This is a genomic window from Bradyrhizobium elkanii WSM2783 (assembly GCF_000472865.1).
In the GTDB taxonomy this organism is placed as follows: Bacteria; Pseudomonadota; Alphaproteobacteria; order Rhizobiales; family Xanthobacteraceae; genus Bradyrhizobium; species Bradyrhizobium elkanii_A.
Genome location: NZ_AXAP01000111.1, coordinates 1 through 24,316, shown reverse-complemented (window position 1 = coordinate 24,316; position 24,316 = coordinate 1). Strand labels below are relative to the sequence as shown.

Sequence of the window (24,316 nt, the reverse complement as noted above, 5' to 3'; positions counted from 1 at the left end):
GGGTGCCGGTTGCACCCATGGGTCCCGTGCAACAAAAAGCACGGGAGTAGGACCACAGGTTCAACCGAAGCATTCCGGCTTTCCCTGCGCGATGGTGTTACGGCTTACTTCGTACTCTCCCCGGTGACCGGGCTTTCTTGCCACCGTCGTCTAGTGCGAATGTGTTCGCACGAAACTTAGCGCCAGCGTCGGGGCGCCAGGACCACACGACTTCGCCGTCCGTGCTGTGTGTGCTCGTCAGTCACACCCATCGCGTCCACCGCATCTCACCGCAACGTTCGTGACGATCGCGATCCGCCCCTCTCTTGGGTGAGACGCGCGGAGTTATAGTGGTGATTTGCCCGATGGCGAAAGCGGAATGTTTTTGGTGTGAGGGCTGGACGGGGCAAATCACGTTGGAATTGCTCGCGAATTTTTCGCCGTCATTCCGGGGCGCGCGGAGCGCGAGCCCGGAATCCATCGAGCCGCATGCGCAAGTGGTGAAATGGATTCCGGGCTCGCGACTTCGTCGCGCCCCGGAATGACGGAGAGTGAAGAGCACGTGGCCCCTCGTGTAGGAGAGCGCGGTTGCTCCGAACCGGTTGTGGGTGATAGAGAGCCGGCCTATGGAGCGGCGGGCTTTTCTTAAGACATTTGGAATCGGCGCGGATCGGATCGGATGATGATGTCGACTGCGAGACCTTCAAAGGGGCGCTCAATCATTCGATCAGGCTCCTGCGGAAGTCTTGCCCGACGGCGCGGATCTTTCTCATCACGCCCTGGTGGTTGCCAACCCAAGACGATCGCGACAGCGATGTGCATCCGAACAAGCTCGGATATTTTCTTCGCGATTACATCGGCGCCATGCTGCGCGTGGCGGAAATAAACCGCGTCCCATGTCTTGATCTCTTCAATTCAGGAGGGGTCAGCAAAACCAACTATCGGGCTCTCACCCACGACGGGGTGCACCCGAACAATTGGGGCGTTCTGCTCCGGGCCGTCCAGATATCCTCATTCATTTCGACCAGCGTCTAGCGGTGGCGCAGGCGGGCGCTGCTCGGCCCAGGTGAGCAGCCCATCGAGCGCCGGACACAAGGATTGTCCCCAATCGGTCAGGCCGTATTCGACCTTCGGCGGCACCTGGTGATGGACGATGCGATGCACGATGCCGTCGTTCTCCATCTGGCGCAGTTGCTGAATCAGCATCTTCTGCGAGATCCCCGGGATCGCCCGCTCCAGGTCGGAGAAGCGCAGCAATTTGCCGCCAAACAGGTGGAAGAGGATCACGAGCTTCCACCGGCCATCCAGCATCCTGAACGCCTTCTCAACGCCCTCGGCGGCGCTCGCGGCTGTGTGCTCAACCTTACCCAAAAGTCAGTACCTTACCTTTTCGTGCGTTCTTGCGGTTTGGCGAAGCTACAAACACCTTTCCGGCTACGCAATCGCGATCCGCGACCGCGTCGTTCCTGACGCGCAAAGGAAAGGAAATCCGATGTCTCTCGATCTGCCGGGCCCCGTTGCCGTCTACTTTGCCGCCGACAGCCGCGATGGCGATGCCATCGCGCAATGCTTCAGCGAACGCGGCGTGGTGAAGGACGAAGGGCGCAAGCACGAGGGGCGCGCGGCCATCGCGCAGTGGAAGGCCGATGCATCGACCAAATACAACTATACGAGCGAGCCGTTCGCTGTGGAGGAACGCGACAGGAAGATCGTCGTCACAGCGCATGTGGTCGGCGACTTTCCCGGTAGTCCGATCGATCTCAGATACTTCTTCGGGCTCGATGGTGACAAGATCGCCTCACTCGAGATCATTCCCTGAGGTCGGAGCGAGCGACAGCAATTGCTGCTGTCTAGGTTCGATCGCGCTCGCCGGCGAGGGCTGTTTCGTGGCCAGCCGCCGGCCCAGGGCAATGAACGGCTTCTCGATATAGCGCCAGGAGAGCCAGGCCATCGGCGTCGTCAGCGCGACCGCCATGATCGTTGTCGCAGATATCGCGAGCAGGACCGGCAGCCCCCTGGCATCGAGCAGCCGGCCGGTGAGCCACATACCGATCGGGTGAAGCAGATAGAAGCTGTAGGAGATGCGGCCGTAGAAACGGACCGGACGGAGATCGAGAATGGCAAAGAGGGCGATCGAGCTTCGAAAGGCGACCAGCAGCACCAGCAGCGAGGAACTCAAGGTTTCCAGCGCAATGATCAGCGCGGTCTGTTTCTGTGATCCGCAGAAGCAGAGCAGGGCGATGGCCGCGATCGACAGGGCCCAGGCAGCGGCCGTGCGGAGCCGCTCGGCCGTCCGCTCGCCCTGCATCTGCAGAAGAACGCCGGCGACGAAGGCGTAGAGCGGCGCGAGGCTGGCGACGCCGCCAAGCAGATGCACATATGGGCCCCAGAAGGAAAGGCCGAACATGACTGCGATCGACACCATGAGCGGCTGCGGGCCGAAGCGCTGGAAGATCCAGACCGAGAGCAGGATGACCGGCGTCGCAAAGCACTCGACGGTCATCGACCACATCACGCCGTTGATGTCATGGCGGACCATGATCGCGTTGAGCACGACGTTGAGCGGATCGAATTTCGCCTCATAGCCGACATAGAAGCCGTATTGATGGTGCAGTAGCGTCAGCAAAGCGACCACCGCGATCGCCGCGGGGAACAGCCGGAACAGGCGATGCCGCAGAAACGCGATCGGGTTCGGATTATTCTGCAGCGAGCGCGCCAGCACGAAACCGCTGAGCACGAAGAACATCACGACTGGCGCCATGCCCGTAACGGAGGTGTCGGTGAATAGGCTCGTCATGTGGTAGCCGACCACCGAGACGGCCGCGATGCCGCGCAGCGATTCAAGGCGAGGCAGGAAACCGAGCTTTCCTGCCTTGCTTGGGCTCACCTGTGCTTCGGGGACTGCCGCCATCATGGTCGCGTAACATTCCGCGCAGAGCTTGGCTACTGTGGCGCGCCGGGCACGCGTTCACCAACCTTCCGGACTAACCCTTGTCCGCTAACCTTTGGGCCCTGAGGCGCTGTCGATCCATTGTCGCGTCTCCTCGTCGGACCAGCCAGGAACGGCAAATCCCTTCGGCGGGACAATGGGCTGCTGCTCGAGACGGAAATGTCGCTCGGGATGTCTGACGCGCCGCACTGGCGCCGCGTCGGCAGCGGCGCACAGCATGATCAACACGCCCAAGCAAAGAGCAAATCGCATCGGATATCCTCCGCTTCGACCGGACGTTCGCGCAACGCGAACGCTGCCTGCCATGCAGAATCTGGTCGCAGTCGGCATTTCCAAAATGCGCACCTGTTTTCACGAAAGCGGCAACGATCCGCCTTCCGATGCGCTCACTGCGCGCAAGCCGGTGCAGCTATCCCGCCGGCCTGCCGGGCGCGAGCCTGGCGGCGAGATAGAGGCGGTTCATCAATCTGAGTTGCTCGGGCGCGCCGGGGGTTGTCGGCGCGTCCTTCATGGTCATCCCGACCATCGTCTTCATGTTGTTGAGCACGACCGCGGCGATGTCCTCGGCCTCGTGCTCGTCGAGGCCGGGCGCGCAACGCTTCAGCGCTGTCTTGATCCCCGCGAGCGTCTGGCTGCGGAAACGAAGACGGATCTCGGTCCAGTCGGTCCGGGAATCCAAGAACGCGGTGACCGCTCGGATCTGTGGGTAGAGCTTGGCCAGGAGATCGATGAGGATGTCGGCCAGTTGCTCCGGACTGGCGTCGGCGGCATGGGCGAGGATCGCGTCGTATTCCGCCCGCAGCACCTCGGCATAGTGCTGCATCAAGGCGTCGGCGACGGCGTCCTTGTTCGGAAAGAAGCGGTAGAGCGAGCCGATCTTGGCGTCCGCCCGCGCGGCGATCTCCGCCATGGTCGCGGCCTCGAAACCGCGTTCCTGGATCACCTCGGCCGCCGCCTGCATGAGTTCGGCGACGCGCTGGCGGCCGACCTCGCGCTGCGGCTGGAGCGGTTTGCGGTCCCGACTTGACAAAGTTGAGTATATCCTCAAATAGAGTGGTTGCGTGCTTGAGCTTTCCCTCAAGTACTTAGCCGTTCCCAACGCACCCGGCAACGGGCGGGGAGGCTGCCATCTGGCGAAAGGACATCCCATGCTCATCCTGCCCGCTGCGACCACGGCATTGATCCTGATCGATCTTCAAAAAGGCATCGTCGGCCTGCCGACCGAGCCCCATTCCGGTGCGGCCGTCCTTGCCAGGGGTCAGGAGCTGACCCGGCGTTTCCGCGCGGCCAACGCGCCCGTCGTGCTGGTCAACGTCTCCTTCTCGCCCGACTTCGGCGACGCGCTGAAGGCGCCAGTCGATCAACCGATGCAAGCGCCGCCTGGCGGCTTTCCCGAAGGCTGGTCGGACCTGGCCGATGGTCTTGCCGAACCGTCGGATATCAGGATCACCAAGCGGCAATGGGGCGCGTTCTATGGCACGGAGCTCGATCTGCAGCTCCGCCGGCGTGGCGTGACCACCGTGGTGATCGGCGGCATCGCCACCAATATGGGCGTCGAATCCACCGCGCGTGCCGCGCATGAGCATGGCTATGCGGTCGTGCTGGCGGAAGACGCGAGCGCCGATCGTTCGGCGGACATGCACGCCTTTGCCTTCGAGCACATTTTCCCGCGGCTTGGCCGCGTGGCTAAAGCGGCCGAGATCGAGCTGCAGCGGTGAGCGAGCAGCAAGCCTATCTCCCGCTCCGAGCGCTGCCGGTCGCCGTCCGCTGGGCGGTGCTCGTCGTGGTTTCGTTGCTGATCGCCGGCGTGCTGCAGCGGGTGAGGCTGCCTGCCGCCTTGCTGCTGGGGCCGCTGGCCGCGGCCGCGCTGGTGCAGATGGGCGGAGGGGCGGTGAGGGTGCCCCGCCTGCTGATCGCTGCAGCCCAGGCAATCATTGGCTGTCTCGTCGCGCAATCGATCACGCCGGCAATCATCAGCGGCTTCGTGCGCTACTGGCCGATCATCCTCGCCACCGTGGCGCTTTCGGTCGGCGCAAGCGCTCTGATCGGCTGGACCATGAGCCGCTTGCGCATCATCCCCGGCACCACGGCGGTCTGGGGCATGCTGCCGGGCGCTGCCACGGTGATGATGGTGATGGCCGAGGCTCACGGCGCCGATTTCCGGCTCGTGGCTTTCATGCAGTATCTGCGCGTCGTGCTGGTGGCCGCGGCGGCCTCGGTGGTGGCGCTATGGTTTGCGCACGGCGGTGGCGGCCGTTTCAGTGCCGGGCTTTTTCAGCCTGTCGACCTGACGAACCTCGGAGCCACCACGGCCATTGCGCTCGTCGGCGCTGGTCTTGCCGCGCGGATGCCGGCCGGCGTGCTGCTTGGGCCGCTCGTTCTCGGCGCGGTGCTCAACGTCCTTGGCTGGGTGAAGATCGAGCTGCCGCCGCTGGTGCTGATTGCAACCTACGCGCTGATCGGCTGGAACACGGGCTTGCGCTTCACGCGTGACGTGCTGGCGACCGCTGCCCGCGCGCTGCCGCAGAGCATCGGCGCAACCGCGATCCTGATGGGGTTTTGCGGCCTGCTGGCGTGGCTGTTGGTAGTGCTCCTGCACGTCGATCCGCTGACCGCCTATCTCGCCACCAGCCCCGGCGGCGTCGATGCCGCCGCGATCATCGCCGCCTCGACCAAGGTCGACACGTCCTTCGTCATGGCGCTGCAGACCGTGCGCGTGATCCTGCTGCTGTTCCTCGGTCCATCGGTCGCGCGCTGGGTGGCGGGAACGCTCGATCGCGCGTCAGCCAGTCCGGGACCGGATGGTCCGCCGGACGTTGGCGGCCTTGATTGATTTGCGTGGCGGCGGCATCAGCCCGCGAACGAGATGCGCGGCCGCTGCTCCCGCGGTTTCCATGTAGCTTGGATCACGATGCAGCAGGACGACGGCAAACGCGCCGTCCAACAGCAGGATGACCTGCCGTGCAAGCTGGCGTGCTTGCTGCGGGTTGACCGCATCTTCGAAGACGGAGCAGAGCCAGTCCTCGACGCGTTTCTTGTGCGCGCGGCCGATCACCATTGCGGGATGACCGGGCAGGTTGACCAGTTCGACCGAGGTACGCAGGAAGCCGCACCCCTTCCACTTGGCGTGTCGCGCCGACCGCGCCAGATTGCGGAAGATCGCTTCCACCTTGGCCGCGACGTCACCGTCGGCCTCGGCGAACCAGCGCTTGAACAAAGCGAGATTTGGCTGGTCGCGGATCTCGAGATAGGCCGCGATCAGATCGTCCTTGCTGCGGAAATGATAGTAGAGCGTCCGCTTGGTAAGGCCGGCCTTTTCCGCCACCGCATCGACGCTGACGGCGCGGATGCCCTCGCCGTAGAACAATTTTCCGGCGGCTTGAAGGATGCGCTCACGCGTCGAACGGCCAGTCTCGCTCATGGCGCCTTATGTATACTGACCAGTGAATATACACAACGCAGTCCATCTCTTACCGTCGCGCGCATGACCAAGGTGGCGCTGCGTATATCGATGGAGGATGGGACACCCGTCACGATTCCCTGCCGGGACGGCGTGACCATTGGCGGCCATTTGTGGCTCACGCCAGCCGGCCGCTCCGCCGGCAGCATCATCGTCAATGCGGCAACGGGGGTGGCTGCGCGCTATTACCACCGCTATGCATGCTTCCTGGCGAACCACGGCTTCGATGTCCTCACCTATGACTATCGCGGCATCGGCGGTTCGCGGCCGTCTCGACTCAGAGGCTGTGGCTATCGCTGGCGCGATTGGGGCGAACTCGATTTCGAGGCGGCGCTTTGCTTCATGCACGAGCATCGGCCACAGGCTTGCCTCATCGTGGTCGGCCACAGCATCGGCGGTTTTCTGGCGGGGCTCGCCGAAAGTGCTGGCCTGGTCGAGCGGATGCTGACAGTCGGCGCGCAATATGCCTGGTGGGGCGATTATGCGCCGCGCCGGCGGGCCGGCTTGTTCCTTAAATGGCATGTCGCCATGCCCGTCATGACGGCGCTCTGCGGCTATTTTCCTGGCCGCAGGCTCGGCTGGCTGGAGGATCTGCCCGCCGGCGTCGCCAATGAATGGAGTTTTCGCGGGCGACGCTTCGAGCGCAGCCATCCACGCGGCGAGAGACAGGCCGTGCTCTCACGGATGGCGGCGGTGACGGCACCGATCCTTGCGGTTGCCGTGTCGGATGACGAACTCGGCACCGTGCCCGCAATCCGTCGCACGCTTGGCTACTACACCGGCGCGCCGCGCACGGCGGTGCTGCTCGAGCCGTCCGACTACGGTCGCAAGGCGATCGGCCATTTCAATCTCTTCCACGACAGTCACGCGGCCGGCTTCTGGACCGACACGCTCCCGTGGCTCAGGGATGGCCGCAATCCCTGGCCAGGGCACGTGCTTGCATCTGTCGGTCCTGGCGGGCCGTAGTTGAGAGGTGGAGCGCTTCGCCAAGCGCGCTTTCGGCGGTGTTTAACATGTCTCAGAAAGGTACGCCGCCGGGCTTGAAATACACTGTCCCGGCGGCGCCCTGTCTCATACTGGGCCCCTGAAATCCCCAGTACCCATTGAAGTGCAACGTGTATGCCACAAGGGTATGACGCCAAAGAAAACTTATTTCGTCTCGGCGCGGGAATAGGCGGGGCCGTCCGGTGTGTCGCTAATCGTCAGCGGCCCTCTGCAACTTTTGCTCAGTTGGAGCGTAGCTCTGGCATGAGGGAAGATTTGATCCGGTTTCGTCAGCTAGCTCAGGAATGCAGGGACCGGGCGGCAGAGGCTCGCAGTCCGGTGGACGAAGATGCCTGGCTGACGCTCGCAGCCGATTGGCTGGCGCTTGCGAAGGCCAGTGAGGCTCCAGAGGCTGGCGATGACGCGGCTACAGGCCGCGCTGCATCCGGTTGACGGCGATCAGGAGCTCGGGCCGCTCCAACACTTCCACCAATCGATCAAGGAAGACCCGCTCGTTATTGCGCGGTCGCGGCTGCAAGTATTCTTCAAGTATGCCCTGGGCATCACGAACGGCCTGAAGAGCTAACTGCTCGTCCGTCATTCTAGTCGCCTCCCTGCAGTGGTGAATGCAACCCCAACACAATTGAGCAAAATACGGTTCCATTTTGCTTAATCAGTGTTTGCACGGAAATCTTGCCGCAAGCTGGACGAAAGCAATGTTCAGCATTCTTTCCCGATAATGCATTGATATTTTTCATTTTTTGTTTTGAGGGAAGGGGCCTTCGCGAGCGCCTTGCTGGCGCCCGTGTTCGCGCGTATCGACATCGCGTTCCCAAGATCAAGTTGGGGGAAAGCGCAGTCCGAAATAATAAAATCAATGACTTACGGGTTCGTCCGGTCTCTTTATCGCTGCAGAAGACTGATTTGGGAACATCGATGAAATCCCTCCTTACACTCTGCCTTTGGTTTACCGCTTGCTGTTACCCAGCGCTTGCTCGGGCCGAATCTCCCGCCGCCATGATCTCCGGCTATCGCGTACAGCACGGGGAGGGGCGCGTGGTGCTGGATGCGACGCTCACGCGCATTGCGCACGAGCAAGCCGCGGCGATGGCGGCAAAGGACAAACTCGACCACGACGTCCTCGGCCCCTTCAACTCGCGCGTCCACCCATCGGGCGCGGGCCGGGCGGCAGAAAACATCGCCTACGGCTATGACAGCTTCCCAAAGACACTCGACCAATGGATCAATTCGTCGGGACACCGGCGAAATCTGCTGTTGCACAACGCCTCGCGCGTTGGCGTCGCCAGTGTCAAGAGTTCGGCGACCGGGCGGACCTATTGGGCGATGGTGATTGCCGGCGACTATGAGCGTCCCAAGGTGGCGAAGAACTCGCCGAAGGGCTCAAAGCAGGCGACGGTTGCCAAACCCAAATCTCGCGCTGTGGAGGCCTGTCGTCTGAAAATTCTCAGCATCTGCCTCTGATGCAGGGCTTTTCCTGACGGAGGCGCGAGTTTGGCACAGGCCAGAGGGCCGACCCAATTGGATGAAAGATGGGTGTGAGCGCTACTGACGCGGTCGGCTCGAACTCGATGCCCCCCAAAGCGTCGATAGGGCCAATAGCACCGGCAGCTCGGCCGCCATGTTTGTCTTGCCGGTGATCATCCCTTTTCCGCTACGGTTCCGATGCGGCGGTCCTGGCTGCTTCGGAACAGGGCATGCTTCGGCCATGGCCGAACTGTGCAAGCTGACGGCATGTCCTCCACCTGCTGCTACCTCTGATCGGCAGCCCTGTTACAGCCGGCGCTATCGCCACTGCCGCACATGCTCGATCAAAGCGCGCATTTTGGGCGCCATGTTGCGACGCTGAGGAAAGTAGAGAAAAAAGCCGGGAAACGGCGGCAGGAATTCTTCCAGGAGCGGGACGAGTTCGCCGGTCTTCACGAATGGATGGAAGGTTTCCTCCGGTGCAAAGGTGATACCCGCCCCGCAGAGGGCCGCACGAAGCATCAAGCGCAAGTCGTTCGTGGTGATCTGGGGTTCGACCGCCAGGTCGAAGGGAATGCCGTTCTCTTCAAACTCCCAGCGGTAGGGCGCGACGTTCGGCGCCGGGCGCCAGCCGATGCAGCGATGATGAACCAGTTCGCGTGGATGCGCCGGCGCGCCGTGGGCCGCGAGATAGGAGGGAGCTGCCACGACTGCTTCGCGCTGATCGCCTGTTAGGGGAACCGTGATCATGTCTTGCTCGATCACTTCGCCCAGCCTGACGCCCGCATCGTAGCCGGCCGCGACGATATCGAATTCTTCGTCCGTGACCGTGACATCGATCGTGACGCCAGGATGAGCCGCGGCGAAGGAGGCGATGAGGGGGCCTGAAAGGAACCGCTCGGCAATCGAGGTGACGGCGATGCGCAGCAGCCCGCGCGGCGCATTCTCTGCGGCCACGTAGTCAAGCGCCGTGGCGATATCCGAGATGGGTTGGGACAGTGCCTCGCGCAGACGCTCACCCGCTTCCGTCAGGCGTACCGAACGGGTCGTGCGCGTGACGAGGCTCGTGCCAAAGGCATCCTCAAGCCGCCGCACTCCCTGGCTGACAGCCGAGCGGGTCACGCCAAGGCGATCGGCCGCAGCGCGGAAGTTGTGTTCTTCCGCGACGGTAAGGAAGAGCGGCAGGAGGTTGAGGTCAATCTTCATTGTCCAGCATTGCTAACCATCCAGTCAAACACTGGACGGATACCAGCAACAGCGGCGAACGTCCATCTTGGGCTCCGAATGCAAAGCAAGGGCACGAGATGGACAAGGTTATTCTGATCACCGGCGCCTCCAGCGGGATCGGCGAGGGCATCGCCAGAGAGGTCGGCGGGGCCGGCGCAAAGGTGCTGCTGGGCGCCCGCCGGCTGAACCGCATCGAAGCCATCGCCGATAACATCACGGGAGCCGGCGGAATCGCCCAAGCCCGGCTGCTCGACGTGACCGACCGCCATTCCATGGCTGGCTTCGCTCAGGCGGCGATGGACGAGTGGGGGCGCATCGACGTTCTCATTAACAATGCCGGCGTGATGCCGCTCTCGCCGCTTGCCGCCGGCAAGCTCGACGAATGGGAGCGCATGGTCGATGTCAACATCAAGGGCGTGCTCTGGGGCATCGGCGCCGTCTTGCCGATCATGGAGGGGCAGGGCAGCGGCCAGATCATCAATATCGGCTCCATCGGCGCACTCTCGGTCGTGCCGACCGCCGCCGTTTATTGCGCAACGAAGTTCGCGGTTCGCGCGATCTCGGACGGCTTGCGTCAGGAGAGCACGAACATCCGCATCACCTGCGTCAACCCCGGCGTCGTGGAGAGTGAACTCGCCTCGACCATCACTCATGCGGAGACCGTGGCTGTGATGGAACGCTATCGGGCGATCGCGCTTCAGCCCGCCGACATCGCGCGCGCTGTCCGGCAACTGATCGAGGCTCCGCCGAGCGTGGACACAACCGAAATTACCATCCGACCGACCGCATCGAGCAACTGATGCCGGACGATCCGATCCGCGATCGGGGTCAATCCCGTGCTGATGACCCCGTTCGCGCCTTTATCCCCTTAACGACAGGAAAGAGGCCATGACCTTTGCCACTTCGATCGACCGGCTTGCGGGCCGCACCCGCACGCTCCTGATCCTCCTCACCGTCATAGCGACCACGGGCCTCGCCCAGGCCAATTCCCCCACGCCGGATGCCAACATCGAGGCGCGGAATGAAGCCACCGTGCGTAAGGCTTTCGAGGGATGGACTGCGGGCGGCAACGTTTTTGCTGACCTCCTGGCCCCCGACGTGACATGGACAATCCATGGCTCCGGCCCAGTTGCCGGCACCTATCGCGGCATCAAGGATTTCGTCGATCGCGCCTCGGCCCCCCTCGTGAGCCGTCTCGCGACTCCGCTCCGGCCTGTCGTGCACCACATCTGGGCAAAAGGGGACAGGGTCATCGTCCGCTTCGACGCTTCGGCCACCACGACCTCGGGAGCGCCGTACCGCAATCGGTTCGTGTGGATCTTCAAGATGAAGGACGGGTCTGTCGTCGAGGCCGAAGCCTTTCTCGATCTCGTCGCCTATCAGCAGGTCGTCGACAACAACGAGCCGCGCCGGCAATAGGCGGCCATAACGAACCTCGCCGGGGCCAGTCGCTTCGTGTCCCCGGACACGGAGCGGCCGGCCGCGGTCCCAACTCAACACACACATATGAAATGAGGAGCTCGGCCATGCAGCGCGTCTTTGCAGCCATGATCGTGGCAACGCTCCTGATCCCACCTGCGCGGGCCGAGGAAACAGAATTGAAAGCCAATCACCCCTATGTCGGCCTCTGGGTTACGCAGGACGGCCACATCCGTCACGAACTTCTGCCGAGCAGCCGCTACATTGAAGCGCGAGGCACGCGCGAGCGTGCCTACGAGGGGCGTTACGAAGTGACCGGCACGCATATCGAATATTGGGATGATACCGGCTTCACCGCTGACGGCGACTTCATCGACGATGTTCTGCATCACGCCGGGATGATCCTCTATCGCCCGTAGCGCAGGGGGCGTCTTCCGAAATAAACCGCCTACAATGAAAGGAGCGTGTCTTTTGTCCCTCGCCATCGACGGCAAGTGCCGAGGTGGCTCCCGATACGGCGCCAAGCGTACCCTTCGATCAGACAACGGTCAGTTAGGTGACCCCGAGCGTTGCCATGCTCAATACTTCGAGGACCACAAGCCTCGCCCTCATCTCGTGCTCGTTCATGATCACTCCCCAGGTCAGTAACGGATACCGACAAGCACGACGGCGGCTTCCGGCCGCGCTTCGGTGCCGCCGCTCGATCCAGAGGTAAAGTTCACCGAGCATGAGCCGCTGACATTGTGGGCATGTGAGCCAGCGCTATAGGTTGTGTCGATACCGTTGCTGCTATTGACGCGGACACCAGTCGCGTTCGTAGAGTTCGAGAGGGAGGCACCCGAAACGCCGAATGCGCCGCCGCCGCCAACGCCGATACCCTGACCGGCGACAATAAGGTTGCCCTGTCCATTGATCGTGTGCGTGTGACCGGGATCGAATATGCCGGCCGCGTGAAAGTGGTCGCCATTGGTCGTTGTCACGCCGCTAATTGTTCCGCTTCCGGTAACGGCATGGGTGTGCGCAGCGTTTTGGTTGGACTGGTAGGTGCCGACGGCGAGCGTGCCTGACGATGAGCGGAGGAAGCGAGCAGTGTCGGTGAAGTTCGCCAGCGTGAAGTGGAGGCTGTCAACGCTGCCCCAGGTGGTGCTGATCTTGCCATGGAGGTTAGGGAAGTCGGCCTTAAGAAGAGATGCGCCGTTGCAGGCGAGCTCGCCAGCACCGATCGACGCCTTGCCTGAAATGCGAAACGAGCCGATCTCGGCATCGTCATGTCGTATCAGATTGCCGCTGCCATCGCACATGACCATAATGCCGACGCCTTGCGGGATCTGCACAAGGTTCGGCGGCGCGGTGCCGCTCGGCGTCTTGACGTAGACATTGAAGTTACCGGTCGTGTTGTTCTGAAACCACCAAGTCTTCGAAACGTTCGGCACCACAACCGTGAGGTGGCTCGTAAGAGCACCATTGAGAAGCTGGATGTAGTCGAGGTCCAGGCGCAGGCCAGTGGGAGGAGCGACCGTCGATAGATCGACCGTGCCGCCCGCGCTGCTGATCGTGTTGACGCCAGCAATCGCGCGCTCGGTGGGCGAGATCATTGAGGTGTTGAGGACCACGCCCCAATTGTTGTTGTTGTTGCCGGTGCCTTGGAGGATCAATCCAAGAATAGAACCATAAGCGTCAGCGGACATTTGTAAGCCTCTCCTGTGATGCCAACTGTCACCGCGATGATGTTGGAGCCGCGGTTGATCAGGTCGCTGCGCCGACGCGCATGCTCAGGCGCTCCCAGCGGAGGATAATCTGATTTGCGCCGCACTAGGACTATAATCCTATAGTTGTTGACGGGCTTTTCCCTTCTTGATCCACCTGAGGCCAGCGGGAGCAACGGGAATTTTCTACTTGCGCCTGCGCCTCGGCCGGCTGCGCGGCCGCGATGTCCTCGCCTTGATACGCGCCGCTGCGCCCGGCGTTACGCTGGCGATCTCGTCCGTGCTCCAGCCTTAGCGCTTCAGGGCTTCGATCTCAGTCTGCTCGGTGGAGGATGGCTTCGCCTCAGGTTCTCCACCGGTGGGTGACGACTTCGATCCCGGTTCGGAGCTCTTGGCGGCTGGCGCAGCACCTTCCGGGCCAGCAGGCGCTGCGTCACTTCGCGCTGCTCGCCTAGGAAGGTCGTCAATCTCGAAGCGCCAGCGCGCTCGGTACCGAATCTGGGCGCATCGGGGTTGGTGGCCTGCGCTTGCTGGACGAAGTCGGCGATCTCCTCCGGTGAGGAGGTCGGGGCAGGGTGTCTCACCTGCGCAGCATGTCTCATGCGTATCGTTTATCAGCTGTGTTTCGAGTCACGAAATGAGACAGTGAAACACTCGCCGCAATAGCCGCCTCGATGGCCTCCGTCGTGCTCGCCTCGCTTATCCTCAATATCGGCCCGTCCGCTTCTTACACCTCTTCATCGCCGGCCAATGATGCTGTTGGTTCACCTTCACCGGACGAGGATCGAACCGGTACCGAATTGGTGGAGGAGGAGAAGGAGACGCATGAGTCGGGCCGGTCGTAGCTCGAGCATGAGGCCGAGCTCGATCGGCAGCTGGTCGGGATGGTTCGGATTGAGCCATTTGCGGATCGTGGCCGGATTGCGATCGAGCAGGCGCGCCAGGCCTTGTTGCGAGAGCTCGAGGCGCGCCAGGTGCGCGCGCCTCCTCGATCGAGATCCTCCGCGCCGGGCTCATACCTCGAGCTCCTCGAGCCAGCGGCCGAGCTGGCTGCGCTGCTCGCCGATGCCGCCTCGGCTGCTTGCGGCCGCCGCAGGGCATGAGAACGAGCGTTTGGGATTGGCGCACTGTCAGCGCTCCTATTCAATGGTGATGGGGAAAGGAAAAAGACCGGCGAGGAGCTCGCCGGCCGGTTAGCTAGGCGGCGGTTTTCGCCGCCTCTTCGATTGCTGCGATAAACGTGGCGATCGGGCCGTCGCCTTCGTCAAAGACGCTCTGCCTTGCCGCACAACCTATGAGATGGCGCCGCCGTCGGCACGGGCAAGCCGTAATCCGTAAACAATCTGATCATCATTTAATGGTGTTGGTCGTCCCGCCTCATATTGGAACATTGCCTTTCCGAAGGCTAAGAGCGTCGCATCGTCATCGAGCGGAATCTTGTGTCCCTCTTCAAAACCGGTTTTCCGCTCCACAAATCTTATATAGTTTGAGTAATCTTGCCCCCCTCCATAGCGATTTATGATTCCGCCGACCGTCGTGACGCCACTGGCAGCATATCGCCGTAGCAATTCCCACCAGACAGCAACGCCATACTCAGGCGCCTCAAAAATCGTCGTCTTATTGCCTGGGGTCGTTTCAACCGTGTCCACGTATCCAGGAGAGCGCTCTTCCCAGGTTGCTCCATTAATCGCCCCTGGGTTATTACACCGGATCGACACTGGCTTGGTCCGATCAAATGGATTCGACGAGAAAAATCCGTCCGGAACCAGGCTGCGGTAATTAGGAGCCCTCTTTTCGCCGATTTCGTCCTTCTTTTTTGAAACAGTCTTTTTACGTGACGGTGTACCATCGTCTTCAAAGGGTTCTCTGAGCTGGTTTGTGTCTTCGTCATCCCATGGATAGAAGTCCTCATCGCCGATACCGGCGATCTTAAGTCTCTCGTCCCTTTGATCTTCGTCAGGCGCTCTTAGGAAATATTCTGTGGCTGTTCTGCCGCGGCCACTAGCATAACGTGTGTGGGGTTTAGGAGCTTGGTTGTCTGCGATAACCATTTTGTCAGCGTCAACACGCTCGACCACTAGGTAAACGTGATCTGCGCCGGCTGGTGATGTATTGTCGAATGTGACGCCGACATCACCTGCCCGTTGCTCTCCAACTCGAATGCGTTTCCAATGACGGCTGCCTCTGTCATTGCCGCCCAGTCGCATCGCGAGTTTGCCCGCACCCAATGTCATTGGAACGTCAATACCGGATTCATCCAGAAAAGCGCTTAGTGTTGCGGCACAAGCGTTGTGCATTGTGTATCCCAAACCTGCCCTCTCCATCGCCTTAGCGGCGATGTCTTGTATTCTCTCTATACTTTTAGTCTTGCTGCCCAATTCGATCAGCTCGTCAATATGATCTTTGTCCATTTATTCCTCCCATGCCTTATTGCAGTAATATATCATTTATTTGAAGGTTGTTCACAGTATACTTTACAACCTTAAAATTACCAAGCGTGCATTATTAGATACCATGCGATCCGCTATCGGGATCGGCATCTGCCGCGCGCTCGAGTCCGGCATTCGAGCCGCCGATACGATCGGCGTGAGCCTGCGCGGCAGATCGGGCGCCGAGTCAGCATATCATGATCACGCGCGGCAGCAGTTCGCGAAGCACCTTCGCACGCGCACTCATTTCTATGGACTCGAACGGCCACGACCCGGAGCGTGGCTGCGCCTAGCGAATGGAGACGTTGGCGAGTATGCATTGTCTTCTTGGGACAGGCACCGAAGTGCGCCTCCCAGGGACGCCTGGAAAGACAATCCACATCCGTGAGATAGACGGCGACGCCTCCGCCGTCAGGTTTCGGCGCGGAATACCACCAGCCGTCGGAAGCCGCCTCCACGAGAAGCGCTGTACCAGATGGTGTGCGGGGATAGCTCGCGACGATCCCAACAAGTCGATCGACGCGGCGCGCCGCCGACCCCAGTCGCCGGCCCAGCCACGCCGCACGCCCGGTTGCATCGACCAGGTAGCGCGCATGCACGTTAGCTCCGCCAGTGCCGGTGCGCCGGTCATGGCGACATGACGGATCACGGCAAGATGCCCGGGTTATGCGCGGTGCCTGGGTGAGTTGCGGTGGCGGTCGGTGGGGAGGCTGCTCATGGCACTGCTCCCGGTTGACGGGCGGGCGGCGCAAGCGGCAGGGTGTCCCAGGGGACAGGATTAGCGGCAGGATGCCGCAATTCTGTATTGGGGGAGGGGTGAATGAGGTTGACGGCGGTGCTCTTGGTCCTGAGCCTAACCGGCTGCATGTCGGTGCGGCAAGAGGACGTCGACGCTTGGGCGGGACGGCCGGCGGCAGAGTTGGACGTCCATCCGGTGTTCCTGACCATGAGGATGGTGCGAACGGTGACGCCGGACGGCACCGAGATCCGCAACTACACCAACTCCAAGGACATGGTGTCTTGCGGCGGTGGGGGCACGGTCAGCCCTGGGTTCAAGCCGCAGGGTTATTCCGCGGTCGCGGCGCCGACCACCTATAGCTCGAACGTGATGTGCACGAGCTCCACGCCCACCTGCAACAACCTCTTCTACATCAAGGGCGGCATCGTGCAGCGCTTCACGCCAGTCGGCAGCGGCGGCGCGCGGTGCTTTACCGACGAGCGCATGCGGCCGGGGTTCAGTGGGCCTGTGAACTATTAGGCAATCGCTCCCGTACTCGTTCCGCCTTGGTGGCGAACTGGTTCTCCCACACGGCGGGAAGGACCCGCCTGACCGACCCGCGCGTGGTACGCCGCGGCGGTAAATACAACATCGCGCCGCCGCTGTGCTGGAAACTGAGCAACGCGACTGCATAAAGAGCGGCGCGGCCCGAGCCGGTAGGACGGTCCTGGACTTAAATGCTCCAGGTGTCATTGAGCCGGGGGCCGTAATCCAAAAAATAGCCTTCCGGTCGCTCTGCGCAAGGTGGCGAGAGCCTGTAGTCGCCCCGCGTCGGAAGCCTCGGCTCCCGAGGTAGTTCTTTGGTTACGACCACGTCCATCGGTACCCCACCGCTCCGGTACCACTACGTGACGGCTTCCCCACCTTTTCCGAATGCATATCGGAGAAGAGGGCGCTACCTTCCGGACTATCGGCCAGTACCAGATCATCGCCGGTCGAGATGTAGTTGCCCTCGACTCCATCCTTGATGCCGTGCCAGCGGGCGCAGCGCGTAAACTTGTAGATATGATGGATGAGCGGTGGCTCGGCGGCGCACGAGCTACGGCGCGCGCTGGACGCGCGGCTTGGCCTCCCAATGGTCTGTGGGCCGTAGGTGACGACGTCCGGCTGCCCGTCCGTCACGGGGCGCGGCTTTGATCAGCCAAACCAGTGAGGAAAAATCCAATGACCATCGCAAGACCAGCGTCTCCGCCCTCGGCGGAGTCCGTCTACGCGTTTTCCCAACCCGCTGTGGAGCAGCCGGACGGCCAAACATGCATCAGCGAGTCTCCCGGTCCGGCCGAGGGCATGCCGCGCCGCAACTTCCTCGCGGCGCTCGCCGTGTTGTCGGCAGCGTTGCCGGTCGCCGCCGAGGTGCAAGCCGATCCCATGTTCGAGCTGATCGAAACTCACCGGTCTGCCAATGCCGCGCACCTGGCGGCGATCGACGAGGCTGCGCGCCTCGAACAGGCAGAAGGGGGCGACTGGGGACACCTCACGGACAAGCCCTGCCAAACCGAGAACGATACATTCGACATCCTGCTCGGGGCGGCCGCCACCACGCTCCCCGGTCTCCTGGCCAAGCTGGCCTACCTTCGCGCGATCGCCGACGGCAAGACGGCGTGGATGCTCGAGGATCGGGACGGGGCCGCGCTGAAGCTGATCGACAGCTTCGCCGCGTCTCTCAAGAATGTGGGGCTGTCATGAACGGCATTGTCATCGATTTCCGGAGCGAGGCGGCGCGCCGCGCATCTTGTGTGCGGGCCGAGCCCCGCGTGGCAGTCGCCAGCACGCGGGTCACAAGCGCAATCCTGCGGCACCCGGGGAAGCGTCTTCACTCCTGATAACCGTCGGCCCGGTGAATCTTCTCGGAGACAATCGCTCCCACAACGAGCAGGATCGGAAGCAACAGCAAGATCACCGGGCACCCGTGAGACGGTGCGTCACCGTGGATTTCAGCAAGCGCAGCCAACTATCTTCTTCGTAGCTCCAAGCAGTTGCCAAACAGGCGGTCGACGACTGAACGGTCAAATGCGCAATCAGGAGGGGTAACGCGGGGCAGGAAAAAATAGAGCGCGATGCCAGCAAGAATCAGGACAAGGGCCGCAATGACGTCGTGGCGTGACATCACAAGCTCGCGCTGTTCGTAGGCTCCGCCGAAGCGGGTGGCAACAGGAGCTGTGGTGGCGCTGTGAGCTCTGGCGCCCTTCCAGGCCGACACCGATGAGGGGCAGACCTCCGGCCCGATAATGCGAAGCACATCGGTGAGGGTGGGTTCAAGTGTGGGTAGAAAACGCCGGACTGCAGAATTTACCAGGAATTTCGCAGATTTTGGCGGAAGGGGTGTCCTGTCAACACAGCTGAATTCGCTCGCGTTTCTTCGACCGAATTAAGTGAAGCTACGGTTCGAACTACGGCCTTTGCCGCGCGCCAAAAGGAGCTTTTGGCGGAGTCGGAAAGGGTCGGGGCGCTGGTCACGTCAAAACCATCCACAGCGCTTCCTAAGACGCCGGTGAAGTATCGCGACGGTCAGAACGAATACCTCAGCTTCAGTGGTAGGCAGTTAAGCGGCTTCCAAAGCTTCTTCTTCTTCCTGGGCTCGTCTCTTCAGGCGATCGACCAAATGAAGCTCGCCTTCCTCAATAGCCTTATTGGCCTCCTGAAACACGCCAGCTGAAACGGCGGCCTCGACCGGTATCTTATGCAAGGCCATCCAATTGGCGACCTCAGCCCAATCGTACAGTGGCGCGTCCGAAGTAACCCGCACAACCGGAGATAGAAAATCCTTACCCCTTGTACCCTTCGCGTAATTCGAAATGGCCGCGCGCGAACCGAGCGTCCTGCTTCCTGCAGGATCACCAAAGAGGGGGACTTCTTCGAGAGCTGAGCCTGGATCGTGCGGAGCTCGGCGTTGATTCCGTCAAGTTGTTGCGGCGGAGGTTGCGATGCCGTTAGTTGCGTTTGGAACGCGGCTAAGGCAGCCTTCCGCCTCGTCAACTTTCCAACTGAACGCGACCGATTGCTTGGCGCCGGGGCTGCCTTGCTGAATAGCGCTACCGGTCATGGATCCGATGTTGATCGAGTTGTCCACGTGAGGATACCGGAGCCCGCGCGCCGAGAGTCGAGGCCCAGATCGTGGCAGGCGAGAACGTGACGGCGAAGACAATTGCCGCCAAGGCGTCCGGAACGGCGCGGAAGACCGGCAGGCCGAGTAAGGCCAACAGTGATGCGAGCCACCACACGACAGAGCGCGTCAGCCGCACAGAGATAATCCGCGCTCGCCAATAAAATCCCGATTTAATTGCGCATTTTAGTCTCAGTTTAACCAAGATGAGAAACCCTATTATTCTACCTGGGGAGGACCAGCGAATTTGAAAACGGGGACATAATGAGACGAGCAGAACTCAAAAAAATGGATCTTGACCGCTTATGGACTTTGCACGTGGAAATTTCGGACGTCCTGAAGGAAAAGATCTGTCAACAGAAGCAGCGGTTGGTCGACAGATTGGATCGGTTGGAACACCCACTTTCTGGACGGCGACCGTATCCGCGAGTCTCTCCCAAGTATCGAAATCCTGATGATCCGGCTGAGACCTGGGCCGGCCGGGGCAAGTGCCCGCGCTGGCTCGCAAAGCAGCTGGAGTCAGGACGACGGATGGACGAATTCAGAATATGACCATGGGGCGGACTCTGCCTCCTCGAAGCGCGGTAGGGTCGGGCGGCCGCAGGCCGCCGTAAGAAACAGTCCCCCCTTCTCCTGGACAGGCGACCCGCTCGCCCGGCGGGAATGACATGGATGATGCTGCCGCCGGGTCGCGACCGACGCGTGAGTCCCCTTGCGACAGCTACTGCGTTTGCCGAGATCAGAAGCCGCGCTCTCGGCTTAAACCAAATCGCCACATCGCCGCGATCGTCGACAGCACCACGCGAAGTACAAGCACAAACAGCGTGATCTGAAGCCAGATCAAACCGCCGATCTCTCGGAAGACGAACTCAATCCGTGGTCCCCACGGCGGCGGAATCGCGTCGCCGATGGCTTCTATGCCACGTTGCAGGGAGCGCTGGGCGCCAGTGAGCAACTCTGGCTTCTCATAGAACGCTGCGACAATGAGCAGCCATGCGACAATGACTGTGAAGATGCGAAAGGAATGGACCTTCAGGTGATACCGGAAGCTAGGCCGAGACGTATCCGGAGATGGTGCCATCGTTACACCGGCCGCGAGATTACATGTCTTTAATGGCGAACGAGCCAAGCGGGTTTAGAGTTCCAAAAAACGAGGAAAGAAGGACGAGCGACAGAGATCTCCCTTGCGAACAGGAGTTGCTGCACGTCGAGACCAGACGATTTGGTCCTCTCAATCTGCATCGTCGTTATCCAGCAGGATGGCCGCAAGCCCTCTGGCAGCTCCGGCGGGGGTGTTTTCGTCACAGGGGTTGCAGACAGGGCAGGGCGCACCGGCTCCGCCGCACTCGCAGGCGTAGTCACCCAGCCACGGCTGGTCGGGATGGTTCTCGCAGACCCAGCGGCAATTGTCGCAGCGGGCGCACCATTTCATTTCAGGTCCTCCCGCAAGCCCTTCAAGAAGGGATGCCGGACTTTGCCCTCCGCCGATTTGGCCCGGTACTCGATCTCGGCCAAGAGCTTCGGCTCAACCCAGATGCCTTTGTGCGCGATGCGCTTGGTGTAGGGCTGCGTCTTGCGGATCAGCGGCGTCAGGCGCTTCTGCAAGTCGGCGGAGGACGCCTTGTCGAAGCCGTGGTCGACCTTGCCGGCATAGATCAGTTCTTTGCCCTTGCGACGGCCGAGATAGATGCCGTCCCATTTTCCCTCATCCAGGGCGAAGCCGGCGACTGTCAGCGTCTCACGCTGGCGGCAAGTCACCTTCACCCACTCGGCGCCATGGCCTGACACGTAGCGGCTAGCCGCACTGTCACGGGTCCGCGTGAAGCCGCCGACCTTGGGATTGCAGTCGTCGCGCCTTCGGATGATGACGGCGTAGCGGAAATGCGGACCGGTGTGGCTGCCGACCACCTCGCCATCCCAGATCGCCAAGAAGGTCCTCTTGCTTTCCAACGAATCATTGCCTTCTCAGCCGCACAGAAGTGACCGCCGATGTCGTCGATCGCGGTCAACCAGGCCGCACTTCAAGCAAAACCCAGCGGCGACGAACGATGCTTGTACGCCATCAGCTGGGTCGCGATCTGTTCAAAAGTGAACGCAGCGCTTGCGAATGGATGGCATGCGCGCGCTTCTGTCGCTCCGCCAAGAAACCGCCGCCTTTCAGGAAAAAGTGGTAATCTTTCAGCAGGCGGCGGGGATGATGCACTACAGCGTTTATGTGATCGGGGCAGATGGAAGGATTTCCAGGCGCATTGATCTTCATTGTGCGACCGATGACGATGCGAAGCAGCGAGCGCAGCTAATCGCTTGTCAGCATCAGAACGTCGAGCTGTGGCAAGAAGCGCGAATGATCTCGGAGTTCACGCGACCGCAATGACCAACGGCCGCGCGCCGAGGCTCATGGGTGCCGAAACGGCTTGCTTCTGAATGCACCGTATTGTGGATCAGTCCTCAGGTATTCTTGACCTCATTCGGAATCCACATGCGCGGTTTGCCGCTTGACGAGCCGTTCCAGCACGAGCGCCTCGATCGCAAGCTCATCACCCAAACGCTTAAACAGGGCACGTTGACTTGCATCTTTCGTCGACACGCCTAGCTCTGCACAATGCTTCGCATCAGCTCGCAGTTGGTGCCACTTTCCAGTGAGGTTCCTCATTGGTTTCTGGTGCTTGAGTCGACGCGCGCACAACGGGGTATTCGCCGAGCGGCCCGTCGCGTCCGACACCTTTTCTCGAAGGGCACGCAGCTGAGCCATTTCCTGTTGCAGCCTATCAACGACAATAATCACGATCTCAGAGTCCTTTTTTGAACTTGCTTGGATCGAAAAGCCGCCTCACATCGGGAAAAAGTAGCATCACCGCACCCGAGGAGTGGTCCACTTACCTATGTTAAGGGAAGGCGGATTTATTTACCCACCGGATTGAGCCTCGACCAAAACCCGCATCACGGGTTTGGATCGTCGGCGCTCTTTGCACATTCCCTGTTTTTGTGGCCGCCGGCACCAGTCCGGGTGGGTGAGAGGGAGCACGCCCCGGTGCCGATCCGCCCAATGATCGCGCCGGGCGGCTTTTTAGGAACGAGCCTGTTCTGACGAGGTTCTGTTGTCGCACGCACGTTGGCATAAATGTCGGCTCACTAAAGTAAAGCGGAAGTCACCCACCTCGAAGCGTAATGCGGCTTGTGACCCGGAGCTGACTCTGATACGCGCCGTCTCGAATGCTCTTCTTAGTGGACAGGCACCAAGCTCTGAAAGCCTCGGGAAGGTGCTCGCGAGTGACTATCCTCGTTCCTGCTTCCTTAACTTGATCAGATCGTACGTTGCGAAGGCTTGTAGATTGCCGCCAACCATTGATCCGCTTCCCGGATTCCTCGCAATTAGAATTTGTCCGTGTCCGGGAAGGGACAAGTGTCACCGTCACCATCGAGTTCAACGGCCCGCAGGAGCATTACGATTGCGGATGATCGGTGGCCACAAGACGGAACCACCTCGCCGTCGCGATCGACTAAAAATTGATAACATTCGCCGCCGCTCGTCGAGGCCCTTCGGCGGAGCGCGTGAGCAATGGAGTTGCCGAATGGAAGGGTTAAGGCTAATTTTTGCGGTCCGGTAAGATCGCGGCCCCGAAACAAGTGCGGCCATGCAAAGGCGCTGGAGCCTCAGTAATTTCTTAGGTGCCGTTTATTTGGCGCGGCTGTGGCGGCTGCTGCGGAATCTCTGGCCGTGGGGCCACACCGTACAATTTGCTCTCATCTTTCCAGCCAGGATGGACCACAATTCCGTGTTGCCCCCCAACGGAGGAGACGCTTACGTATGCGGCGCAATCGCAAACGTCGGCACCGTGCCTTTCAACCCCTTGCTGCTGCAGGTTTCGGCTGAAATCGGAAATAACAACTTGCCCGGTCCTGGTCCGGCTACGGTGTGGGTAAGTCTTAAAATCCTGGGACCGACAGTTCTATTGAACCCCGGCGAAGTGACAGGCTCTTCGTTCGGCCTGAGTCTGGCCGCTATTCAGTCAGCTATCCCCGAAGTCACTGCCCAGACTTCCTATAACTACTTCGGCTTGTTCACGGTCTTGCGCTTTCACAATGGGGTCGCCGGCGTGAACACCTCGGTCGAGATAAAGTACACCGCAAGATTGGGCCGAGCTATTGCGGAGTTCACAACTGTCTACACCAATGGCCAAGACCCGGGACCTTACCAATACACTTTTACTCCTGGCTTTACCTACTCCGAAGAACCGATCGTGGCGCTACCATAATCGAATTGACTAGAACGTTGGTTGAAATTCTATCGAATGCGATAGCCCCTATCTGTCTTCGAATTCCCTTCAACCGTAGCGGGTATTGATTGTTACATTTCCTTCGGTCTCCGATTGTTTGGTCGTTCGGTGTTTACTGGACATTAATTGGGGACTTTCTGGGAATATACCCATGTCTGTTCGTGGCCTCGTCGCGACAGATTTGACCTGTCGCGATGTGGTCCGCTCTCAGAGGCAAACCGGACTCGATTCGCTCGCCGCACGTATTACGGCTTTTGACCCGCATGTATGGTCCGGCCGCGCGTTGCAAGCGGTTTCGTCAACCTGGCAGATGCGGTCTTGCATCAATGTATCCGGCCTCTGATTGGAGCGTGCTGGGCTCCGGGCCATCATGGATATCAGCGCGCATTCGAACTGATTAGCGGACAGGCCTCGAGCGGGCCATTCGGGTCACCAGTGTTCGCATGCGCCGGGAAGACCGATCCTCCATGGTCGTCTCATCCTCTCGCAGACCTCGGCGGGTAAGGGATGTTGGTTACG

The 24,316-nt window shown here is 61.0% G+C and carries 24 protein-coding genes and 1 pseudogene; 13 read left to right on the top strand and 12 right to left on the bottom strand.

What is annotated here, in order from left to right; translation table 11 throughout:
• Nucleotides 1-990: 990 nt before the first annotated feature.
• Entirely contained in the window at nucleotides 991-1,290 is a 300-nt protein-coding gene (locus tag YY7_RS55140) for a winged helix-turn-helix transcriptional regulator (RefSeq protein ID WP_210164750.1), read from the bottom strand.
• Between the two features lie 181 nt (nucleotides 1,291-1,471).
• Here YY7_RS55140 and YY7_RS0144730 point away from each other — a divergent pair, with 181 nt between their 5' ends.
• Complete coding sequence (locus YY7_RS0144730; RefSeq protein WP_028168770.1) at nucleotides 1,472-1,798, top strand: nuclear transport factor 2 family protein; 327 nt, start codon at nucleotides 1,472-1,474, stop codon at nucleotides 1,796-1,798.
• On the opposite strand, the gene YY7_RS0144725 is transcribed toward YY7_RS0144730, so the two are convergent.
• Both YY7_RS0144725 and YY7_RS0144715 read right to left on the bottom strand, forming a co-directional pair.
• Entirely contained in the window at nucleotides 1,778-2,893 is a 1,116-nt protein-coding gene (locus YY7_RS0144725) for an acyltransferase family protein (RefSeq protein ID WP_028168769.1), read from the bottom strand. The two genes, YY7_RS0144730 and YY7_RS0144725, sit on opposite strands and share 21 nt — an antisense overlap.
• 445 nt (nucleotides 2,894-3,338) lie before the next feature.
• Entirely contained in the window at nucleotides 3,339-3,959 is a 621-nt protein-coding gene (locus YY7_RS0144715; RefSeq protein WP_028168767.1) for a TetR/AcrR family transcriptional regulator, read from the bottom strand.
• A gap of 118 nt (nucleotides 3,960-4,077) precedes the next feature.
• Here YY7_RS0144715 and YY7_RS0144710 point away from each other — a divergent pair, with 118 nt between their 5' ends.
• Together YY7_RS0144710 and YY7_RS55135 are read left to right on the top strand one after the other, a co-directional pair.
• On the top strand, nucleotides 4,078-4,647 hold the full coding sequence (locus YY7_RS0144710) for a hydrolase (RefSeq protein ID WP_028168766.1): 570 nt from the start codon (nucleotides 4,078-4,080) through the stop codon (nucleotides 4,645-4,647).
• Complete coding sequence (locus YY7_RS55135) at nucleotides 4,644-5,762, top strand: AbrB family transcriptional regulator (RefSeq protein ID WP_245287649.1); 1,119 nt, start codon at nucleotides 4,644-4,646, stop codon at nucleotides 5,760-5,762. Before YY7_RS0144710 ends, YY7_RS55135 begins: the two co-directional genes overlap by 4 nt.
• Here YY7_RS55135 and YY7_RS55130 read toward each other — a convergent pair.
• A complete protein-coding gene (locus YY7_RS55130; RefSeq protein WP_051397270.1) occupies nucleotides 5,712-6,350 on the bottom strand; it encodes a TetR/AcrR family transcriptional regulator in 639 nt (212 codons plus the stop codon). The two genes, YY7_RS55135 and YY7_RS55130, sit on opposite strands and share 51 nt — an antisense overlap.
• Nucleotides 6,351-6,413: 63 nt before the next feature.
• Between YY7_RS55130 and YY7_RS0144695 the strand changes: the two genes are divergently transcribed.
• Nucleotides 6,414-7,355, top strand: coding sequence for an alpha/beta hydrolase family protein (locus tag YY7_RS0144695; RefSeq protein ID WP_245287648.1), 942 nt, complete (start codon nucleotides 6,414-6,416; stop codon nucleotides 7,353-7,355).
• A 445-nt stretch (nucleotides 7,356-7,800) separates the two neighbouring features.
• Here the strand turns inward: YY7_RS0144695 and YY7_RS62380 are convergent, their stop codons facing one another.
• Nucleotides 7,801-7,974, bottom strand: coding sequence for a hypothetical protein (locus YY7_RS62380; RefSeq protein ID WP_165435055.1), 174 nt, complete (start codon nucleotides 7,972-7,974; stop codon nucleotides 7,801-7,803).
• A gap of 335 nt (nucleotides 7,975-8,309) precedes the next feature.
• On the opposite strand from YY7_RS62380, the gene YY7_RS0144685 reads away from it, so the two are divergent.
• The gene (locus tag YY7_RS0144685) at nucleotides 8,310-8,855 is read left to right on the top strand and encodes a CAP domain-containing protein (protein WP_035692627.1); all 546 of its coding nucleotides are present in this window, start codon (nucleotides 8,310-8,312) and stop codon (nucleotides 8,853-8,855) included.
• 321 nt (nucleotides 8,856-9,176) lie between these two features.
• Here the strand turns inward: YY7_RS0144685 and YY7_RS0144680 are convergent, their stop codons facing one another.
• Nucleotides 9,177-10,064 carry a LysR family transcriptional regulator gene (locus YY7_RS0144680; RefSeq protein WP_028168763.1) on the bottom strand — a complete coding sequence of 296 codons (888 nt, stop codon included), beginning with the start codon at nucleotides 10,062-10,064 and terminating at the stop codon, nucleotides 9,177-9,179.
• A gap of 98 nt (nucleotides 10,065-10,162) precedes the next feature.
• Between YY7_RS0144680 and YY7_RS0144675 the strand changes: the two genes are divergently transcribed.
• The 3 genes from YY7_RS0144675 to YY7_RS0144665 all read left to right on the top strand — a co-directional run bounded on the left by YY7_RS0144675 (nucleotide 10,163) and on the right by YY7_RS0144665 (nucleotide 11,923).
• On the top strand, nucleotides 10,163-10,885 hold the full coding sequence (locus YY7_RS0144675; RefSeq protein ID WP_028168762.1) for an SDR family oxidoreductase: 723 nt from the start codon (nucleotides 10,163-10,165) through the stop codon (nucleotides 10,883-10,885).
• Between the two features lie 88 nt (nucleotides 10,886-10,973).
• Nucleotides 10,974-11,504 carry a nuclear transport factor 2 family protein gene (locus YY7_RS0144670; protein ID WP_028168761.1) on the top strand — a complete coding sequence of 177 codons (531 nt, stop codon included), beginning with the start codon at nucleotides 10,974-10,976 and terminating at the stop codon, nucleotides 11,502-11,504.
• Nucleotides 11,505-11,596: 92 nt separating this feature from the next.
• Nucleotides 11,597-11,923 carry an Atu4866 domain-containing protein gene (locus YY7_RS0144665; RefSeq protein WP_433994571.1) on the top strand — a complete coding sequence of 109 codons (327 nt, stop codon included), beginning with the start codon at nucleotides 11,597-11,599 and terminating at the stop codon, nucleotides 11,921-11,923.
• A 222-nt stretch (nucleotides 11,924-12,145) separates the two neighbouring features.
• On the opposite strand, the gene YY7_RS0144655 is transcribed toward YY7_RS0144665, so the two are convergent.
• Both YY7_RS0144655 and YY7_RS57215 read right to left on the bottom strand, forming a co-directional pair.
• A complete protein-coding gene (locus YY7_RS0144655) occupies nucleotides 12,146-13,192 on the bottom strand; it encodes a hypothetical protein (protein ID WP_155255606.1) in 1,047 nt (348 codons plus the stop codon).
• 1,310 nt (nucleotides 13,193-14,502) lie between these two features.
• Nucleotides 14,503-15,621 (bottom strand): hypothetical protein, encoded by a 1,119-nt coding sequence (locus YY7_RS57215; protein ID WP_051397269.1) that lies wholly within the window; start codon nucleotides 15,619-15,621, stop codon nucleotides 14,503-14,505.
• Nucleotides 15,622-16,459: 838 nt separating this feature from the next.
• On the opposite strand from YY7_RS57215, the gene YY7_RS0144625 reads away from it, so the two are divergent.
• Together YY7_RS0144625 and YY7_RS0144615 are read left to right on the top strand one after the other, a co-directional pair.
• Complete coding sequence (locus YY7_RS0144625) at nucleotides 16,460-16,897, top strand: hypothetical protein (RefSeq protein WP_028168757.1); 438 nt, start codon at nucleotides 16,460-16,462, stop codon at nucleotides 16,895-16,897.
• A gap of 684 nt (nucleotides 16,898-17,581) precedes the next feature.
• Nucleotides 17,582-18,103 carry a hypothetical protein gene (locus YY7_RS0144615; protein ID WP_155255605.1) on the top strand — a complete coding sequence of 174 codons (522 nt, stop codon included), beginning with the start codon at nucleotides 17,582-17,584 and terminating at the stop codon, nucleotides 18,101-18,103.
• A gap of 856 nt (nucleotides 18,104-18,959) precedes the next feature.
• Here the strand turns inward: YY7_RS0144615 and YY7_RS61365 are convergent.
• On the bottom strand, nucleotides 18,960-19,109 hold the full coding sequence (locus tag YY7_RS61365; RefSeq protein WP_155255604.1) for a hypothetical protein: 150 nt from the start codon (nucleotides 19,107-19,109) through the stop codon (nucleotides 18,960-18,962).
• 675 nt (nucleotides 19,110-19,784) lie between these two features.
• Between YY7_RS61365 and YY7_RS59420 the strand changes: the two genes are divergently transcribed.
• Nucleotides 19,785-20,072, top strand: a complete 288-nt coding sequence (locus YY7_RS59420; protein ID WP_080664129.1) for an H-NS family nucleoid-associated regulatory protein — start codon at nucleotides 19,785-19,787, stop codon at nucleotides 20,070-20,072.
• Nucleotides 20,073-20,259: 187 nt separating this feature from the next.
• Here the strand turns inward: YY7_RS59420 and YY7_RS0144595 are convergent, their stop codons facing one another.
• Together YY7_RS0144595 and YY7_RS55115 are read right to left on the bottom strand one after the other, a co-directional pair.
• Entirely contained in the window at nucleotides 20,260-20,601 is a 342-nt protein-coding gene (locus YY7_RS0144595; protein WP_028168752.1) for a hypothetical protein, read from the bottom strand.
• Between the two features lie 347 nt (nucleotides 20,602-20,948).
• Nucleotides 20,949-21,296 (bottom strand): annotated as a pseudogene (locus YY7_RS55115) (DNA ligase); the annotation flags it as partial.
• Between the two features lie 340 nt (nucleotides 21,297-21,636).
• Here YY7_RS55115 and YY7_RS0144585 point away from each other — a divergent pair.
• Nucleotides 21,637-21,894 (top strand): hypothetical protein, encoded by a 258-nt coding sequence (locus YY7_RS0144585; RefSeq protein WP_155255603.1) that lies wholly within the window; start codon nucleotides 21,637-21,639, stop codon nucleotides 21,892-21,894.
• Nucleotides 21,895-21,984: 90 nt separating this feature from the next.
• Here the strand turns inward: YY7_RS0144585 and YY7_RS64040 are convergent, their stop codons facing one another.
• Nucleotides 21,985-22,305, bottom strand: coding sequence for a hypothetical protein (locus YY7_RS64040; protein WP_245287647.1), 321 nt, complete (start codon nucleotides 22,303-22,305; stop codon nucleotides 21,985-21,987).
• An 850-nt stretch (nucleotides 22,306-23,155) separates the two neighbouring features.
• Between YY7_RS64040 and YY7_RS0144575 the strand changes: the two genes are divergently transcribed.
• Entirely contained in the window at nucleotides 23,156-23,776 is a 621-nt protein-coding gene (locus YY7_RS0144575) for a hypothetical protein (protein ID WP_028168750.1), read from the top strand.
• Nucleotides 23,777-24,316 lie beyond the last annotated feature (540 nt).

Coding starts and splice junctions, on each gene's coding strand:
- YY7_RS61365 (WP_155255604.1), bottom strand. CDS start 19,109: ATGGCCTTGCATAAGATACCGGTCGAGGCCGCCGTTTCAGCTGGCGTG.
- YY7_RS0144655 (WP_155255606.1), bottom strand. CDS start 13,192: ATGTCCGCTGACGCTTATGGTTCTATTCTTGGATTGATCCTCCAAGGC.
- YY7_RS59420 (WP_080664129.1), top strand. CDS start 19,785: ATGAGACGAGCAGAACTCAAAAAAATGGATCTTGACCGCTTATGGACT.
- YY7_RS0144675 (WP_028168762.1), top strand. CDS start 10,163: ATGGACAAGGTTATTCTGATCACCGGCGCCTCCAGCGGGATCGGCGAG.
- YY7_RS0144625 (WP_028168757.1), top strand. CDS start 16,460: ATGAGGTTGACGGCGGTGCTCTTGGTCCTGAGCCTAACCGGCTGCATG.
- YY7_RS0144665 (WP_433994571.1), top strand. CDS start 11,597: ATGAGGAGCTCGGCCATGCAGCGCGTCTTTGCAGCCATGATCGTGGCA.
- YY7_RS0144575 (WP_028168750.1), top strand. CDS start 23,156: ATGCAAAGGCGCTGGAGCCTCAGTAATTTCTTAGGTGCCGTTTATTTG.
- YY7_RS57215 (WP_051397269.1), bottom strand. CDS start 15,621: ATGGACAAAGATCATATTGACGAGCTGATCGAATTGGGCAGCAAGACT.
- YY7_RS0144585 (WP_155255603.1), top strand. CDS start 21,637: ATGCGCGCGCTTCTGTCGCTCCGCCAAGAAACCGCCGCCTTTCAGGAA.
- YY7_RS0144615 (WP_155255605.1), top strand. CDS start 17,582: ATGACCATCGCAAGACCAGCGTCTCCGCCCTCGGCGGAGTCCGTCTAC.
- YY7_RS0144695 (WP_245287648.1), top strand. CDS start 6,414: ATGACCAAGGTGGCGCTGCGTATATCGATGGAGGATGGGACACCCGTC.
- YY7_RS55140 (WP_210164750.1), bottom strand. CDS start 1,290: ATGCTGGATGGCCGGTGGAAGCTCGTGATCCTCTTCCACCTGTTTGGC.
- YY7_RS0144725 (WP_028168769.1), bottom strand. CDS start 2,893: ATGATGGCGGCAGTCCCCGAAGCACAGGTGAGCCCAAGCAAGGCAGGA.
- YY7_RS0144680 (WP_028168763.1), bottom strand. CDS start 10,064: ATGAAGATTGACCTCAACCTCCTGCCGCTCTTCCTTACCGTCGCGGAA.
- YY7_RS0144595 (WP_028168752.1), bottom strand. CDS start 20,601: ATGGCACCATCTCCGGATACGTCTCGGCCTAGCTTCCGGTATCACCTG.
- YY7_RS0144670 (WP_028168761.1), top strand. CDS start 10,974: ATGACCTTTGCCACTTCGATCGACCGGCTTGCGGGCCGCACCCGCACG.
- YY7_RS62380 (WP_165435055.1), bottom strand. CDS start 7,974: ATGACGGACGAGCAGTTAGCTCTTCAGGCCGTTCGTGATGCCCAGGGC.
- YY7_RS0144685 (WP_035692627.1), top strand. CDS start 8,310: ATGAAATCCCTCCTTACACTCTGCCTTTGGTTTACCGCTTGCTGTTAC.
- YY7_RS0144730 (WP_028168770.1), top strand. CDS start 1,472: ATGTCTCTCGATCTGCCGGGCCCCGTTGCCGTCTACTTTGCCGCCGAC.
- YY7_RS0144710 (WP_028168766.1), top strand. CDS start 4,078: ATGCTCATCCTGCCCGCTGCGACCACGGCATTGATCCTGATCGATCTT.
- YY7_RS55130 (WP_051397270.1), bottom strand. CDS start 6,350: ATGAGCGAGACTGGCCGTTCGACGCGTGAGCGCATCCTTCAAGCCGCC.